This is a genomic window from Veillonella parvula, from assembly GCF_002005185.1.
GTDB classification, from domain to species: Bacteria; Bacillota; Negativicutes; order Veillonellales; family Veillonellaceae; genus Veillonella; species Veillonella parvula_M.
This window is the reverse complement of sequence record NZ_CP019721.1, coordinates 773,552-789,605: the sequence shown is the minus strand read 5'-3', so window position 1 is coordinate 789,605 and position 16,054 is coordinate 773,552. Positions and strand designations below refer to the sequence as shown.

The window sequence follows — 16,054 nt, the reverse complement described above, 5'->3', positions numbered from 1 at the left end:
CTAATCTATTAAATCTACACAAATAACTGTTGAAGTAAACCTTTTTTTATTGATATAAGGCGATCCAACTTACGCTGATGAAGCGTAATAAATTTATCGATAGCATTTAATAATGTCCCAATTTGTTTTTGCTCTGCTAAGGTAGGTACTAAAACTGTTTCTTTCAAAAAGTCTTTAGCAACTAAGTTTGTCATCATGGTAGTTTTTTTAGTGCATCTTGAAAGAATTTTTCCCATTATTGGTTCATAATTAATATAATATTTCCAAAAATAAATATCATATTTAGCAATTGGTCTAAATACTTCAAAAACATGGGATATAATCCCATCACCTATAGTGTTTTCCACAAATCTACCATAAGCAAAATCTTTACTCTTGTTTCCCTCAAAAGCAATCTCACCATATCGGAATATATTATAAGTTTTTAAATATTCTTCATTAGATACTTTTGCATCAGATTTATAATACATATTCGCTACAGAGATAATTTTATCAAGGGAATATGATAAATCATTCTTTTCAGAGATTTTCTCATATAAATCACTAAACTTACGCTGTTCCCAAGCACCAGTAAATTCCTTGAATCTAATTTCTGGAATCGTACATCCATTTTGAGGGAATAATTTTTGTAAAAGTGCACTCTTATTTAATTTCAGTTTCTCAAGCTTACACTGATGAAGGGTAATCATTTTAGTAATACTTTGAAATAAATTACCAATTTTTTCTTGTTCATCTAGATTTTTTGGATATTTAATCATTGTATCTTTCAAGGCAGATTTAGATATAGAACTAACTTTTATTCCTTGAACTAATGGCCTAATCTGTAGCCTATAAGAATTTGAATTAAAAAAATTACCTAAATAACCTTTACCAAATGGAATCAATGGCCTGCAGGGAATTGTGTGTAAACCACTTAGAATAAATGGCGCATTTACATTCTGTAACTCAATTGCTTTACCAACAGTATCATCTTCAGCTGTATCCGAAAAGATAACATCTCCATCTCGAAGTAATGATTTACTAAATTTAGATAAATCAAGATCAGGGTTAATATAAGGTATATCGTTATTAGATCCATCTAGTATCTCATTAAATTTAACAAGAATATCACCATAATGAATATTCTTTATATTAGGAATTTTATAATTTAACGAGTCTCTAGATAGAGTATTATTTTGTAGGTATTCAAATATTTCCCCTAACTTACACTGTTCCCAATCATCAGTAAAGCCTTTAAATCGTAACTTAGGAGTTTTTTTATTAGTATTCATCATTTTGCTCCTAACAATTCTAATAAGGCGGATATCCCCATATCGTCATTAGCTTCTAACTCACGCAATGATGTAATCAACTCTTGCTCTACAACTCTAATATCATTATCAATTGATTGTAGTGAAGTTCCATATTTATTGGATAAAGCACTTAAACATTGAACAAAATCATTGATGACCTTTTTTGAATACGCTTTTAGTTCATTTATTGCTGGCACAATCCAATGTTGATATAACAATTCATCTATTTGTTCATCAGTAAGATTCTCCATACAATATTTTGTAGCATCAGCTAACTCAGCTACAGCCTCTTTCTGACATTTTTTTAATTTTGTTTCTTCAGCATATAAATCTTTAACAGCCTTTAATAATGGGTATAATTCTGGTTCACCTTTATAAATCTTAACAGCGGCGTTCAATGGCGTTTTCACAAACCCAGTTCTATCATCATTCAGGAATTCCATATCTTGATAGTCCATTGGTACAGCTTCAGCAAGTTCAGCGATTCGCTCTTTAATCGCTTCAAGTTCATTCTCTATATGCGTTACATTTGAAAGTTCATTCTGCAAATATAATTCTTGTACTAATTCAAAAGGAACAATAGCCCCTTTCCACCCGTCTTGAACCTCTACTTGTTTATTATTTTTCTTTTTCATTACCATATTGGGCTCTACAGAAGCAACCAAGGCTTTACCATTATGTCCCATCTTATCGATATCTAATGTAATTTTAGACCAATTATCACTCATAATTTGATAGATATCATATGTGTCGATTAATGGTATATTAGAAAATTGTTCGAATAACTCGTTTGACAAGGTATGCCAAACAGTTTCATCCATTCCAACTTTAAAATTATCAATAACAGACTGCGAGACGTATTCTATATAATGATTAATCTTTAACCCCAAGGAGTCTGTAAATGCATTTACAGCAGGATAATCCTGTACAATCTTAGCAATATCCCCCTCTACCAATGAATAGTATCCATCTTGACCTTGTTTAAAGATTTCTTTATCAAGTCCTTCAAACACATTCCAATATAGGGATAATTTTTCTATCTCATTATATGGAATCCCCCCATGAACAATACCGTATATATCATATATTTCATCATTTTTAGATGTGTCCACATATCGAGGGATATTTAAATTGTAATCATTACCTATAATCTCATCACGAGATACAACTGTACAATATCCAGCAATCGTTTCTCTCTTACAATAAGCATCTATAATGCGACGAATATCTGATGCCTGCAACTTGTTATTCTTATTAGCTTTCACAAAATATTCTGAAGCATCAATAACTAGTACATCCTGATTTTCTCTCTTCTGACGCAATACCATAATGATTGTCGGGATGCTTGTACCAAAGAAAATATTAGCTGGCAAACCAATAATTGCATCAATATGATTATTATCAATAAGAGCCTTACGAATTTCTCCTTCACTATCCCCACGGAACAATACACCATGTGGCAATACGATTGTCATAATACCATTTGGTCTTAAATGATATAAATCATGAAGTAAAAAAGCATAGTCAGCTTTTGTAGCAGGTGCTAAACCAAATCGACTGTATCTAGGATCATTTTCTTTTCCTTTGGGATCCCAGTGTTGAGAATATGGAGGGTTTGATACAACAGCATCTAAGTATAACGGATTGTACGTTTGTTGAGGGTCTGCTTCATCAAAATAAGGCCAATCATCCTCTAATGTATCTGCGTTTCTAACCATGATGTTAGATGGTTGAATATTACGCATGATAAGGTTCATTCTCGTCAAATTATACGTTGCTTCTTTTAACTCTTGAGCATAGTATTTAATACTATTTTTATCTCTTCTATATTTTGCAATACTTTTACCAATATGAATCAATAAAGAGCCTGATCCACTTGTAGGGTCATAAATTGAAATTTCATTTCGGCCCTGTAAATGATGAGCTATAATTTCTGACATCAAAACAGAAACTTCATGAGGCGTATAGAATTCACCCGCTTTTTTACCTGCATTGGCAGCAAAATTCGAAATCAGATATTCATATACAAAGCCCAAGACATCATAATCTTGAGAGCCATCCATTGGTATTTCATCAATCAATAAGATTAATTGTTGAATAGCTTTGGATTGGGCCCCAGAGTTATCGCCTAACTTAGTTAAACCTAATTGCAATGTATCAAAGATACCTTTGTATATCCGGTTATATTGATCATTCAATAATCGTTCAAAAGAATTTAATGCATCTTGCACTCTACCTACATCAAGCTGATTACCATCCTGAATCCATGTAGAAAACAAATGTTTATATGGTATAAAATAGTACAAATCATCTCGAATAGCATCACGCAATTCTACATTTGATTCTACTAAAACAGATTTATATTCAGTTTTTACTATTTGATACTGTGTACGTAGTAACTCTTCCTCTTTTTGAGACAAAAACTTATAAAACATGAATCCTAATATATAATCTTTATACTCATTCGCCTCAATTTTAGAGCGCAATTTATTGGCTGATTCCCAAATTTTATTTGCTAATTGCTGTTTATCCATATGCCACCTCAAGTAATACAGTTGTTATGTGTATTATACCATTGCAAGCAAAAGCTCTATACCACTTTTATAGACTTCAATACAACAAAAAAGCACCCTGAGGGCGCCCATATAAAAAATAAAGCAACACCGAATTAACGATGCTGCCGCTTGAAACCAAAAGTGGTTTTTCTATGTACCTAAATATTACCTTATGTGGAACCATGTGTCAATAGCTCTAATAAGCACATCAAATGTAGCTTTTATATTATCATTCAACCTATAATCATTATCTCGGAAAAAGCGTTTCTTAAGTTCATCTAATTCTCCACATATATGTTTATGAACACCAGTACTAATACATATTCTTTGATGAGCATACATCGTAGTTAAGATTTGATAGGTAGAAATATGTCTCAAATGTCTACGTCTGCTTGATGGCGATTTTATAAATTTAGCACATTCACGTTGTAAATCAGCATTAATACGTTTATTATGTGTAGAATTTATATCGTTAATAATACAATTATTATGCGCACATGCATTCCGTAAACTTTTAACGGTATACATTAAATATAATCGTTCTGTAATCTCAGTCTTTTGCAATATATCTGCGCAATATTTATAGAAGTATAAATACTGTCCAAAGGAAATCATTTCTAGAAAGGCCCATACAGGGCAACGTTTATTTTGATCATCAATATATTTAGCATATAAATTACCACAATATAAGCTACCACTATTTTTCCATAAGTCATGCCGTAATTGTTCAAGATTAGATTCCTCTAGCTGATTCATATATTCCTCAACTACATCATAGGGATCAATATTATTCTGCTGTAAAATAGATAATAAATGAACTTTTGAAAAATGCTCAATCCCAATAGTCATCTCTAACATAATTCGTCTCAATCTATTATCAATACATGCTAAATCTATTAAATAGCTAAAGTCTAAATTTACATATTTTCCAGATTTTGTGGATTTTAAGAAGTTCTTCCTAAAGGCTCTAAGTCTAAAGTAGTTATTATTCTCTACTAAATATTGTTCTGATTCCGCTTCAGTAATATTATTAAAAGTAATACCTTTAGATATACTATGCTCTATCTGTTCTCTTGGTGTTAAAAACGGACCATCTGACATACAGTCGCTCCCTTCAAAATAACCAACCACACACAAAACAAAGGCAAAATTTATATATACAATTATACCACTTCTTAAATATATTCTACTCTATTGAAAGATCATCTTTCTTTTACATATAATATGGCTTAAACACCTACATTCTACTTAAGCAAAGTGACTTTTTGTATAACTTTTGTTGCCGCACCCGCATAGTGGATGGTTTTATAATTCGCGACTACGTCGCGAACCAGTCTAAAGGCAATAATAAATACCTCCTCTATCTTGGTATATAATTATTATAATCGCCATATATTATTTAGTATTTCACTATAATTATAATAAACTCATCATTTACCTTATCAGGGAGGTTCATAATGGCACAGGCATTAATCGTAATCGATATTCAAGAAGGCTTAGTTAAGGAAACCCCTTACAATGCGAAAAACTTTATCTCAAATACAAAAGCAATCATTCAACATTTTAGAGATCAAAATATAGAAGTCATTTTTATCAGGCATTCTGAAGATGAAGGCTTATTAGCAACGGGTAGTGATAATTGGCAAGTCTATCACGAATTAAAACCGCAAGAAAACGAAAAGATTTTCAATAAATATTACAATAGCATCTTCAAGGACACTGAATTAAAGGAATATTTAAACCGAAAAAATATTACCGATGTAACATTTGTAGGAATGCAGGTGGAATTTTGCATTGATACATCTGTGAAAGTAGGCTTTGAATATGGTTATAATATCACCATCATCGAGGATGCTATCTCAACATTTGACAATGAGTATCTACCAGCCGATACAATCCTATCCTTTTACAAAGAAAAGATTTGGCGGAATCGATTTGCACAGCTAAAAACAACAAATGAAATGTTAAGCATCAATTAAATTACGAAAATAATACAAAGATTTTTATAATTTTTTCTCACGTATTTGTCATATATGTATGTTAAAATTTCATTAAATATTTATGCCCGAACATAGGAGGTCTTTTTTATGTATAAGTATATTACGATTTTAGGAGCTGCGGGCCAAATAGCTCAAAAGTTGACTGCTACACTATTAACATATACAGATATGCACATTACATTATATGGTCGTCAGTTGAAAACACGTATACCTCCAGAGATTATCGACCATGAACGTGTTACAGTGATTGAAGGTTCGTTCCAAAATCCTGGTAAATTAGAACAAGCTGTAACAAATGCGGAGGTTGTATTTGTAGGTGCTATGGAGTCTGGCAGTGATATGGCGTCCATCGTGAAAGCATTGAGCCGCAAAAATATACGCCGTGTTATCGGTGTATCCATGGCTGGACTTTCTGGTGAATTCCCTGTAGCACTTGAAAAATGGACCTTCGACAACTTGCCGATTAGCTATGTTCAAGGTGAGCGCCAAGCACGCAACGTATTGCGCGAATCCAACTTAAATTACACCATCTTGCGCCTTACATGGCTCTACAATGATCCCGAAAAAACCGATTACGAACTCATCCCTGAAGGGGCTCAATTCAACGATGCCCAAGTTTCACGCGAAGCAGTGGTAAAAGCCATCTTTGATATCTTACACGCTGCGGATGAAACGCCTTTCCACCGCACAAGCATCGGTGTAGGTGAACCAGGTACACACTATGACAAACCAAGCTTTCACTAATATATAAATAAATATTTTGTAAAAAAGAGAAAATACTATATACCAATACAAGACTATCTTCAATACACTTGAAGATAGTCTTTTTATATATCATTTTATGATTAAAGTATCTAGTTAATCTCATTTGAATTAAATATCATATATATATATTTGTATACTGCAATTATATCGTTTAAATGATATAATTACAGTATAAGAATGATGAACAAATACTTTTAAAACTATAAGGAGATAACTATGGGAATATTACGCGAAACAATTCGTCCATCCTCTGATTTACGAAATAAGTATCCTGAAATTTCTAAAACCTTACAACTTAAAGATGAGGCTGCCATTATTACTGTAAATGGTCGTGGAGATACCGTAAGTCTCGGCTATAATACATATAATATGTTAAAGTCAAAAATAGAATTATTATCCTCTCTTGTAGAAGGACAAAACGATATCATTCAAGGTCGCACCACTACACTTGATGAAGCTTTCAACAGTATCGATAAAATGCTAGATCAAATGGGGTAACTCTATGAAATCCCAACCCTACACAATCATTCCTACTGAAAAGTTCAATAAAGAGCTACATCAACAAATACTTTATATAGCTATGCAGTTTTCAAAAGAAACAGCTATACAAGTAAAAGAAAATATTCAAAATTCAATTTCAAATCTTATGAACCATCCATATATGGGGACTACACCTAAAATTAGAGCACTTAATGACAGTGACTTTCGAATGTTGATTTTAGAAAAGCTTATTATTTTCTACACAGTTGTAGAGGAAACTAGAACTATTTATTTAATCTCTATACTTGATCAACGACAGGATTATGTAAATATACTAAACGGATTATAACATTTGAACTAAACTAGTGCTTCTTTAAAAATTAAATACCCTTCAAAGTGGTATATCCTAAATCTAATCGGTACATTTTTACTCATGTAACATAGATTTTGGGTATACCTTTTTTATTCCTACATTTTATAGATATTTATATAGATAAACTCACGTATTTACGCTATACTAATAAATGATTAATATACACTTATAGGTATGTGAAAGCAAATGCCTCTTAGATTATCAATTATATTTATATATGCAACCTATTGTATAAAACACCCTAAGTTTTATGTATAAAAATAAATGATAGTCATTTTTAGTCCCAGTTAGGGCAGAGGCTTATTAAGGAGTTATTATGAATCGCATTGTTGTTATTGGCAGTTGCAACATGGATATTGTAGTCCTCGCGGATAAACGCCCTACTGCAGGCGAAACAATTATGGGCAACGAATTGCACATCGCTCACGGTGGCAAGGGCGCAAACCAAGCGGTGGCTGCGGCTCGTCTAGGTGCAGAGGTCACGATGGTCGGCTGTATCGGTGAAGATGCATACGGCCAAATGATTTTAGATAATTTAAAAGAGAATTTCATCAATACAGATTACATCGTTACGGTACCGAACACTACAACCGGTACAGCACACATTACATTAGCTGAAGGCGATAATAGCATCATCGTGATTGCAGGCGCTAATGCTAAGGTAGACCAGTCCGTAGTAGATAACGCTTGGTCTGCTATCGAGCAAGCCGATCTTGTGATGGTGCAAAACGAGATTCCTATTCCAACTATTGAATACATCGTTCGTCGTTGTCACGAGGCTAATGTGAAAGTCCTCTTAAATCCTGCTCCAGCAGCCGACCTCGATTCGGAATGGTTAAAATTAGCAACCTATATTACGCCAAACGAACATGAGCTATCTGCTCTCTATCCTAACCAATCTACAGAGGAGACCTTACTAGCTAACGAAAACAAAATCATCGTTACCCTTGGTAGCAAGGGTGTAGGATATGCCGATAACGATGAAATTCACATTGTACCTGGCTTTAAGGTTGAACCCGTAGATACAACAGGTGCTGGCGATACATTTAACGGCGCCTTTGCAACGGCTATCGTTAATGGTAAAAGCTTAGCCGACGCTCTACACTACGGCAATGCAGCAGCTGCCCTCTCCATCCAACGCTTGGGGGCTCAAGGTGGTATGCCAACAAAGGACGAGGTCGCTGCATTCTTAGCAGAACACGTATAGATTGAACCGATCTTTCAATCCAAACTATACGTTCTTCAACCAATGAATGCAACTGTCCTCTATATAGCAGAGAGAGTTAATGACTGAGGCTTTATAGCCTCAGTCATCAGAATAGATAAGGAGTTATTTATGCAACGACACGGCATTTTAAATAGCCATATCGCTAAGGTTTTGGCAGATTTAGGTCACACAGATACAATTTGTATTTCTGATTGTGGCTTACCGGTACCTGAAGGGATTCAAAAAATCGACTTAGCCTTGGATTTTGGTGTACCTAGCTTTGAGCAGGTAGTATCCATCATCGCTAAGCATATGAAATCCGAAGCGATTCATGTGGCAACAGAAATTAAAGAAAACAATCCCAAGGCTTACGCCTTCTTAGAGTCTACCTTCCCATCCGAGCAATACGAATGGATTGAAACGAGCCACGAAGCTTTCAAAGAAGCCACAAAACAATGCAAGTGCATCATTCGAACTGGTGAAGCATCTCCGTATGCCAATATCATCTTGCGCGCCGATTGTATTTTCAGCGATCGTCCGTAGAATAATTGATTAGAGATACTTTCACCAGTCATATAGGAGTAGTTATGGAAATTGTTATGTCAGGCATTGCGAAGGCATTTGGTACAAACCAAGTTTTGCGCGATGTAAGTATTACCCTCAAGGAGGGCGAGGTTCACGCCTTGATGGGCGAAAACGGCGCCGGCAAATCTACGCTCATGAATATCCTCACCGGTATTCACAAGGCTGATGCTGGTACGATTACCATCGACGGCGTAGAGCGCACCTTCCCGAACCCGAGAGAGGCCGAGTTAAACGGTGTGGCCTTCATCCACCAAGAGCTCAACATTTGGCCAAACCTAACATTGTTAGAAAATCTATATTTAATGAGACCAAAGCGAAATAAATTTGGCATGCTCGATAAAAAGGCGATGCTCGCTGAAGCAGAAAATACATGCCGCGAACTAGGCATCGAATTGCCGCTCACGACTGAGGCAGGCCTTTGCTCCGTTGGTCACCAACAAATGACGGAAATCCTTCGTATCTTGATGTTAGATGCGAAGGTTGTCATCATGGACGAGCCGACAGCAGCCCTCACAGAGCGTGAAACGGCGACATTGTTCAACATGATGCGCAAAATGAAAGCACGCGGTGTTGCTATCGTATATATCTCTCACCGTATGGAAGAGGTATTTAGCGAATGTGACACCATAACGGTTATGCGTGATGGTCACACTATCATCACTAAACCAACCGCTGAGATTTCTGTAGACGAAGTGGTACGCCACATGGTAGGCCGTTCTATCGACGAGTTCTACCCTGCTCGCACCACAACACCAGGCGAAGTGGTTATGAGTGTGGATAACCTCAAACCAGAAGGTTTTGACAACGACATTTCCTTCTCCTTGCGCAAAGGCGAAATCCTCGGCGTAGCAGGCCTTATGGGCGCTGGCCGTACAGAAATCATGCGCGCTATCTTTGGCGTAGATAAACACAATGGCGGTACCGTAACGGTTAACGGCTCCGTTCTCAACTGTAAAAAACCGGAAGATGCCATCAAAGCTGGCATTGCTTTCATCACAGAAAATAGAAAGAGCGAAGGCTTGATCCTCGATTTCTCCATCGGTTCTAACATTACATTGCCGAACCTTGGCGAAATTTGCCCCTCTCATGTACTAGATAAGGGCAAACTTACGTCTTTTGCTGACGAATTGTCTAAAAAACTAGGCGTTAAAACACAATCTATTCACGAACCTGCATCGTCCCTATCCGGTGGTAACCAACAAAAGGTGGTTATCGCGAAATGGGTCGGTAAAAAACCATCCATTATCATCATGGATGAACCGACACGGGGTATCGATATTGGGGCGAAACGTGATATTTATGATTTAATGAACGAATTAACGAATGACGGTGTGTCCATTATCATGGTGTCCTCTGAGTTGCCGGAAGTGCTGGGCATGAGTGACCGCGTTATGGTCATTCATGAAGGTCGCGTAGCAGGTATCTTGGACCGCAGCGATGCAACACCAGAATCGATTATGACATTAGCCACAGGAGGACAATAATGGACAGCAAAGCTCTACAATATATTAAAAAATTAGGCCCCCTCATCGGCCTCATCCTATTATTTGTAATTATCTCTGTCATGAACGACAGTTTCCTTGAATTCTCTAACTTGCGTAACTTATTGCGCCAAGTATCCATCAATGCGATCATCGCCTTTGGTATGACCTTCGTCATCTTAACAGGTGGTATCGACTTATCCGTTGGTTCCATCCTCGCCCTCTCCAGTGCAGTGATGGCCAACCTCATCGTAACTGGTACTGACCCTGTATTGGCTATCGTCTTAGCCGCAGGTGCAGGCCTCGTATTGGGCGGTATTAACGGTCTCGTTATCACCTATGGTCGCGTAGCTCCATTTATCGCTACCTTGGCGACCATGACCATCTACCGTGGTGCGACGTTAGTATTCACAGACGGCAATCCAATCTCTGGCCTTACTCAAGACCCTTTATTCCACGGCTTTGGCCAAGGAGACATCGCAGGCCTTCCAGTTCCAGCTATCACAATGTTCCTAGCTTTCATCATCCTCTGGTTCGTATTGAGCCGCACCTCCTTGGGTCGTAAAACATACGCCGTAGGTGGCAGTGAAAAGGTTAGTTACATTGCTGGTATCAAGATTGACCGCGTTAAAATCTTCGTGTATGCCTTAACGGGTATGCTCTGTGGTATCGCTGGTGCAATCATCACTTCTCGTCTTAACTCTGCACAACCTACAGCAGGTGCAGGCTACGAACTGGACGCTATCGCAGCCGTAGTTCTTGGCGGTACAAGTCTTGCTGGTGGTCGTGGTCATATCGTTGGCACATTAATTGGTGCCCTCATTATCGGTACCCTCAACAACGGGTTAAATATTCTCGACGTTTCCAGTTTCTATCAACAAGTTGTAAAAGGTATTGTCATTTTATTGGCGGTTCTTGCAGACCGCAAGAAAGCCTAGGAGGTTCCTATGAAAAAACTATTGTTACTGTTGGCGATGGCTATCATGGTTATCGGTCTTGTAGCAGGCTGTGGTAAAAGCGCTGATAACGGCGGCGACAAAAAATCCGGCACAATCGGCTTCTCTGTTTCCACATTGAACAACCCATTCTTCGTAACTATGAAGGAAGGCGTTGAGGCTCAAGCTAAAGCGCTTGGTCTTAAAGTTAAAATCGTTGATGCACAAAATGACCCAGCAAAACAAGCAAACGATATTTCCGACTTGCTTGAAAGCGGCGTTTCCGTATTGATCATCAACCCTGTAGACTCTGCAGCTATCTCTACTTCCGTAGAAGCAGCAAATGCTAAAAACATTCCTGTAATCACTGTTGACCGCTCTGCTGACAAAGGCAAAGTAGTAGCTCACATCGCTTCCGATAACGTAAAAGGCGGTGAAATGGCAGCTCAACTTATCGCTGAAAAAGTAGGCAAAGCTGCAAAAGTAGCTGAAATCGAAGGTATTCCTGGTGCTTCCGCAACTCGCGAACGTGGCCAAGGTTTCCACAACGTAGCTGACAAAGACTTAACAGTAGTAGCAAAACAAAGTGCTGACTTCGACCGTACAAAAGGTTTGAACGTAGCAACAAACATTCTGCAAGCTAACCCTGATGTACAAGCTATCTTCGCTCATAACGACGAAATGGCATTAGGCGCTATCCAAGCAGCTAAATCCGCAGGCAAAACAATCTTCATCGTAGGCTTTGACGGCACTGCTGATGCAGACAAAGCTGTTAAAGACGGCACATTGGCTGCAACAATTGCTCAACAACCAGACCAAATGGGTAAAATCGCTATCGATACAGCTCAAAAAGTTATCAAAGGCGAAGCTGTAGAAGCTAAAATCCCTGTAGATCTTAAAGTTGTTACAAAATAATTGTAAATAGAAACTGGGTACAGAAAAGAGTCACATCCTGATGATGCGACTCTTTTTATTTCGGCTCTCGTTCCAAAAATTCTTTAAAAAATCCAATAAACTTTGGCAAATATGTTTGATCTAAACTTTCAATTGTCATATTACATTTGTAATTGTAAGTAGTACAGATAGTAACATCTATCGTCAAAGCACCCTTTTGATCTAACGAGAATGTAAGCGTATCTCCTTCTCCAGTTAATACATAGGCAAAGGTTTCTGTCCCTTTGCAATTCTCATACAAATTTACTAATTCTTGATAGCCTTTACGAATCCCAGACCAATCGCTAGGATCAATATAGCCAGAACAGATATTATAGCCTCGTTTAATATATACGCCAAACACACCAAATTCAGATAACTCTACATCCATATCAAAAGCTATTGTTAAATTTGGTTCATTTACGATTTCATACATACTATTCACACTCCACAGACAAGAACAATTTCATTTATTATAACGTAACTATATGTAAAAATAAAATAGCGACTAGTTGATTATCTTAACTAGTCGCTATTTGTATGGTAGGACTTTAAAATTAGAGTTCTTATTACAGTGTTTTCTTAAAGAATATGGTCGTATGTACCTTTCCAGGTAGTTGTGTTCGTTTATATTCTTTAAAGCCAAAGCCTTCATACATTTTGGCAAGCCATGGATGTTCTGCGGCTGTACCAAGGGTTACGGCTGGTGTTTTATATACGTTGCGCAATAGGTCTTCTGCTTCGGCGAGGACTTCACGAGCATAGCCCTTCCCTTTATGTTCAGGGGCCGTTACAAAGTGTGCAATGTGCGGATATACGTCTGGCGTAGCCTTTGGAATCCAAGGCATGCGGAATGAAATAGAGCATACCAAGGAACCATCTACGTAGAGACCAAATACAGGATACTTTAAGATCCACGCGCGAGACTCTTCTTGGCTAAAGTTGATGGCATCAAAGGATATAGGATAGTTCTTATTCTCTGCATAGCCTGCAATCAACACCTCATGGTATTCAGCCGCATCATCTACGGTTAATTGTCTAAATTCTTTCATCATATACCTCGTCTAAAGCGACCTAACTCTAAAGATATTAGGTCGCCATTAATGTCCATATTATTAGGATAGCACGTATTGTTATTATTCCTCTATATTATTTATTACGCTGAATTATGCATAACACTATATTACAATGCTGCGCTATCGAGAGGTTGTTCGCTATCGAGTGTAAGGTAACGGCTCAAGAATTTGCGTGTTCGTTCTTCTTTTGGATGTTCAAGAACAACCTTAGGGTCCCCTTGTTCTACGATGACGCCGCCTTCCATGAATACGACTTGGTCTGCCACTTCTTTAGCAAAACCAATTTCGTGAGTTACGATAATCATCGTTACCTTTAACTCTTTTGCAATCTTACGGATAACAGCCAATACTTCGCCTACGAGTTCTGGGTCGAGAGCAGATGTAGGTTCGTCAAAGAGGATGACCTCTGGGTCCATCGCAAGGGCACGAGCGATGCCAATACGTTGTTGTTGGCCCCCAGATAATTGTACCGGATAGTAATCATCATAGCCTTCCATGCCTACTTCCATGAGGAAGCGTTGCGCAATTTCACGAGCTTGAGATTTTTTCATCTTTTTAACCGTTACAAGGCCTTCCATAATATTTTCAATTACTGTCTTATTAGAGAACAAATTATAGGCCTGGAATACCATGGATGTGTTACGGCGTATGTTTAGAATTTCTTTGTTAGACGCTTTATGTAAGTCTACGGAAATATCATTTAATTGCATCGTCCCTGCATCGGCTTTTTCAAGGAAGTTCAATGTTCTAAGGAACGTTGTCTTACCGCTGCCAGATGGGCCAAGGATAACCGTTACAGACCCTGTCGGTACATGTAAGTCGATGCCCTTTAAAATTTCACGGTTCCCGAAGGATTTGTGAACTTGTTTAATATCTATCATAATGCATTACCTCGTTTATACTTACTTGCATAGACTTCTAAACGATGGAAGATAAATTCAAAGATAATCCCCATCACCCAGAATAGACCGGCCACCACGATGTAGGCCTCAAAATATTGTGAATTTTCCTCTGTATATAACTTTGCAGCGCCAAATAGTTCAATAACTGTGATGACAAATACGATACTCGTACTCTTCATGGTGTTAAGGAACTGATTTGTAAATAGTGGCAACGCAAAGACTGTAGCCTGTGGCAATACGATACGACAGAATGCTTGGAACCAAGTCATACCGATGGCCTGAGCCGCTTCCATTTGCCCTTTCGGTACCGATTGTAAGGCAGCCCGGAAGATTTCACTCAAATAGGCTCCTGTGTGCAAGGTTAAACCTACAACGGCTACAAAGGTAGCTGGCACCTTTTCAAAGGGCACATGCACCCCTGTTTGATCCTCTAATGCGAGGAATAGAATTGGTAAACCATAGTACACGAGGTATAAGAGAACCATGTTCGGAATACTACGGCACAATAATACATATAGGTAGCTGAGCTGACTGAGCACAGGCACTTTATTTTGTTGTAGCACGCAACTTAATAATCCTAGGATTGTACCCAAACCAACGCTGAGGAAGGTAATCATAAGGGTGACTTTCACATAAGGAATGACAGCAAAGAAGGTGCCATAAATATAGGTTGAATCAATAATATGTCCCATAAGCCCCTACTCCTCACTGATCAAAATGCGTTGCGTTTCCTTGCCCGCAACGGTAAAACGTTTTTCAAGCAATCGGCCCAAGAGGGACACGATGATAATTAAAATGCCATAAATGATAGCTGCATCGACAAATAATTCAAGATAGCGCTGGCTATTGCCACCCATGAGGTCCGCCTTACGCATCATATCCACAACGCCAACGTTAAAAATGAGCGCCGTCCCTTTCAACATGCCGATAACGAGGTTCGTCAATGGTGGAATGCTCATGGTGAAAGCCTGCGGCAAGATGATGCGCACATAGCTTTGGAACTCGGTCATACCAAGACTTTTAGCGGCTTCTTTCTCACCAGGAGAGACCGCATCGATACTGGAGCGCATGATTTCAGCGCTGTAAGCTGCAATATGTAAGGTAAACACAGCGTACACAAATACGAGGCCTGGCACATTTTTCATATTAAGCCCCATATGGGACATAATTTCTGGCACCCCAAAGTATATAAGGAAGAGCTGTACCAAGAATGGTGTGCCCCGCATAAAGGAGATAAATACGATAAATAATTGGTTTAATACTGGAACCTTCTTGAGGCGAATGATGGCTATAATAGAGCCTAAAATAACACCTAAGATGGCAGAAATAACGGTGATAAGCACCGTTACGTGCACATAATTCAAGAGCTGTGGAAACGCTTGGATCATGTAGGACACATCAAAATACTTGCCCACAGTAACACCTCGCTTCTAGACATAATAGAATAAGGCCGCCAAGGCGGCCTATCCG

Annotated in this window: 17 protein-coding genes; 9 read left to right on the top strand and 8 right to left on the bottom strand. The window is 38.1% G+C overall.

Features of this window, described 5'->3' with window-relative positions; translation table 11 throughout:
• Positions 1-14: 14 nt before the first annotated feature.
• The 3 genes from B1A77_RS03465 to B1A77_RS03455 all read right to left on the bottom strand — a co-directional run bounded on the left by B1A77_RS03465 (position 15) and on the right by B1A77_RS03455 (position 4,948).
• Positions 15-1,274 (bottom strand): restriction endonuclease subunit S, encoded by a 1,260-nt coding sequence (locus tag B1A77_RS03465; RefSeq protein WP_149026230.1) that lies wholly within the window; start codon positions 1,272-1,274, stop codon positions 15-17.
• The gene (locus B1A77_RS03460) at positions 1,271-3,826 is read right to left on the bottom strand and encodes a type I restriction-modification system subunit M (RefSeq protein ID WP_077707939.1); all 2,556 of its coding nucleotides are present in this window, start codon (positions 3,824-3,826) and stop codon (positions 1,271-1,273) included. The genes B1A77_RS03465 and B1A77_RS03460 overlap by 4 nt, the downstream gene beginning before the upstream one ends.
• A 186-nt stretch (positions 3,827-4,012) precedes the next feature.
• The gene (locus tag B1A77_RS03455; RefSeq protein ID WP_077707938.1) at positions 4,013-4,948 is read right to left on the bottom strand and encodes an Abi family protein; all 936 of its coding nucleotides are present in this window, start codon (positions 4,946-4,948) and stop codon (positions 4,013-4,015) included.
• 356 nt (positions 4,949-5,304) lie between these two features.
• Here B1A77_RS03455 and B1A77_RS03450 point away from each other — a divergent pair, with 356 nt between their 5' ends.
• The 9 genes from B1A77_RS03450 to rbsB all read left to right on the top strand — a co-directional run bounded on the left by B1A77_RS03450 (position 5,305) and on the right by rbsB (position 12,588).
• Entirely contained in the window at positions 5,305-5,826 is a 522-nt protein-coding gene (locus B1A77_RS03450) for a cysteine hydrolase family protein (RefSeq protein ID WP_077707937.1), read from the top strand.
• A 108-nt stretch (positions 5,827-5,934) separates the two neighbouring features.
• Entirely contained in the window at positions 5,935-6,591 is a 657-nt protein-coding gene (locus tag B1A77_RS03445; RefSeq protein ID WP_004694229.1) for an NAD(P)H-binding protein, read from the top strand.
• 237 nt (positions 6,592-6,828) lie between these two features.
• On the top strand, positions 6,829-7,110 hold the full coding sequence (locus B1A77_RS03440; protein WP_004694230.1) for a type II toxin-antitoxin system Phd/YefM family antitoxin: 282 nt from the start codon (positions 6,829-6,831) through the stop codon (positions 7,108-7,110).
• A gap of 4 nt (positions 7,111-7,114) precedes the next feature.
• Entirely contained in the window at positions 7,115-7,441 is a 327-nt protein-coding gene (locus B1A77_RS03435) for a type II toxin-antitoxin system RelE/ParE family toxin (RefSeq protein ID WP_004697718.1), read from the top strand.
• Between the two features lie 340 nt (positions 7,442-7,781).
• Entirely contained in the window at positions 7,782-8,672 is an 891-nt protein-coding gene (gene rbsK / locus B1A77_RS03430) for a ribokinase (protein WP_077707936.1), read from the top strand.
• Between the two features lie 129 nt (positions 8,673-8,801).
• Positions 8,802-9,215, top strand: a complete 414-nt coding sequence (rbsD, locus tag B1A77_RS03425) for a D-ribose pyranase (RefSeq protein WP_077707935.1) — start codon at positions 8,802-8,804, stop codon at positions 9,213-9,215.
• A 44-nt stretch (positions 9,216-9,259) separates the two neighbouring features.
• Positions 9,260-10,741 (top strand): sugar ABC transporter ATP-binding protein, encoded by a 1,482-nt coding sequence (locus tag B1A77_RS03420; protein ID WP_077707934.1) that lies wholly within the window; start codon positions 9,260-9,262, stop codon positions 10,739-10,741.
• Positions 10,741-11,676, top strand: coding sequence for an ABC transporter permease (locus B1A77_RS03415; RefSeq protein ID WP_077707933.1), 936 nt, complete (start codon positions 10,741-10,743; stop codon positions 11,674-11,676). Before B1A77_RS03420 ends, B1A77_RS03415 begins: the two co-directional genes overlap by 1 nt.
• A gap of 9 nt (positions 11,677-11,685) precedes the next feature.
• Positions 11,686-12,588 carry a ribose ABC transporter substrate-binding protein RbsB gene (rbsB, locus tag B1A77_RS03410; RefSeq protein ID WP_004694244.1) on the top strand — a complete coding sequence of 301 codons (903 nt, stop codon included), beginning with the start codon at positions 11,686-11,688 and terminating at the stop codon, positions 12,586-12,588.
• A gap of 55 nt (positions 12,589-12,643) precedes the next feature.
• On the opposite strand, the gene B1A77_RS03405 is transcribed toward rbsB, so the two are convergent.
• The 5 genes from B1A77_RS03405 to B1A77_RS03385 form a co-directional block, all read right to left on the bottom strand.
• Positions 12,644-13,042: a hypothetical protein gene (locus B1A77_RS03405; RefSeq protein ID WP_077707932.1), complete on the bottom strand. Its 399-nt coding sequence runs from the start codon at positions 13,040-13,042 to the stop codon at positions 12,644-12,646.
• Positions 13,043-13,175: 133 nt separating this feature from the next.
• A complete protein-coding gene (locus B1A77_RS03400; RefSeq protein ID WP_077707931.1) occupies positions 13,176-13,658 on the bottom strand; it encodes a GNAT family N-acetyltransferase in 483 nt (160 codons plus the stop codon).
• 131 nt (positions 13,659-13,789) lie between these two features.
• Positions 13,790-14,563, bottom strand: a complete 774-nt coding sequence (locus tag B1A77_RS03395) for an amino acid ABC transporter ATP-binding protein (protein WP_077707930.1) — start codon at positions 14,561-14,563, stop codon at positions 13,790-13,792.
• The gene (locus B1A77_RS03390; RefSeq protein ID WP_077707929.1) at positions 14,560-15,276 is read right to left on the bottom strand and encodes an amino acid ABC transporter permease; all 717 of its coding nucleotides are present in this window, start codon (positions 15,274-15,276) and stop codon (positions 14,560-14,562) included. Before B1A77_RS03390 ends, B1A77_RS03395 begins: the two co-directional genes overlap by 4 nt.
• Positions 15,277-15,282: 6 nt before the next feature.
• Positions 15,283-15,999 (bottom strand): amino acid ABC transporter permease, encoded by a 717-nt coding sequence (locus B1A77_RS03385; RefSeq protein WP_004694255.1) that lies wholly within the window; start codon positions 15,997-15,999, stop codon positions 15,283-15,285.
• Positions 16,000-16,054: the final 55 nt, after the last annotated feature.

Excerpts from the sequence above, each read along its gene's own strand:
- B1A77_RS03465 (WP_149026230.1), bottom strand. The coding sequence starts at position 1,274 with ATGATGAATACTAATAAAAAAACTCCTAAGTTACGATTTAAAGGCTTT.
- B1A77_RS03460 (WP_077707939.1), bottom strand. The coding sequence starts at position 3,826 with ATGGATAAACAGCAATTAGCAAATAAAATTTGGGAATCAGCCAATAAA.
- B1A77_RS03455 (WP_077707938.1), bottom strand. The coding sequence starts at position 4,948 with ATGTCAGATGGTCCGTTTTTAACACCAAGAGAACAGATAGAGCATAGT.
- B1A77_RS03450 (WP_077707937.1), top strand. The coding sequence starts at position 5,305 with ATGGCACAGGCATTAATCGTAATCGATATTCAAGAAGGCTTAGTTAAG.
- B1A77_RS03445 (WP_004694229.1), top strand. The coding sequence starts at position 5,935 with ATGTATAAGTATATTACGATTTTAGGAGCTGCGGGCCAAATAGCTCAA.
- B1A77_RS03440 (WP_004694230.1), top strand. The coding sequence starts at position 6,829 with ATGGGAATATTACGCGAAACAATTCGTCCATCCTCTGATTTACGAAAT.
- B1A77_RS03435 (WP_004697718.1), top strand. The coding sequence starts at position 7,115 with ATGAAATCCCAACCCTACACAATCATTCCTACTGAAAAGTTCAATAAA.
- rbsK (WP_077707936.1), top strand. The coding sequence starts at position 7,782 with ATGAATCGCATTGTTGTTATTGGCAGTTGCAACATGGATATTGTAGTC.
- rbsD (WP_077707935.1), top strand. The coding sequence starts at position 8,802 with ATGCAACGACACGGCATTTTAAATAGCCATATCGCTAAGGTTTTGGCA.
- B1A77_RS03420 (WP_077707934.1), top strand. The coding sequence starts at position 9,260 with ATGGAAATTGTTATGTCAGGCATTGCGAAGGCATTTGGTACAAACCAA.
- B1A77_RS03415 (WP_077707933.1), top strand. The coding sequence starts at position 10,741 with ATGGACAGCAAAGCTCTACAATATATTAAAAAATTAGGCCCCCTCATC.
- rbsB (WP_004694244.1), top strand. The coding sequence starts at position 11,686 with ATGAAAAAACTATTGTTACTGTTGGCGATGGCTATCATGGTTATCGGT.
- B1A77_RS03405 (WP_077707932.1), bottom strand. The coding sequence starts at position 13,042 with ATGTATGAAATCGTAAATGAACCAAATTTAACAATAGCTTTTGATATG.
- B1A77_RS03400 (WP_077707931.1), bottom strand. The coding sequence starts at position 13,658 with ATGAAAGAATTTAGACAATTAACCGTAGATGATGCGGCTGAATACCAT.
- B1A77_RS03395 (WP_077707930.1), bottom strand. The coding sequence starts at position 14,563 with ATGATAGATATTAAACAAGTTCACAAATCCTTCGGGAACCGTGAAATT.
- B1A77_RS03390 (WP_077707929.1), bottom strand. The coding sequence starts at position 15,276 with ATGGGACATATTATTGATTCAACCTATATTTATGGCACCTTCTTTGCT.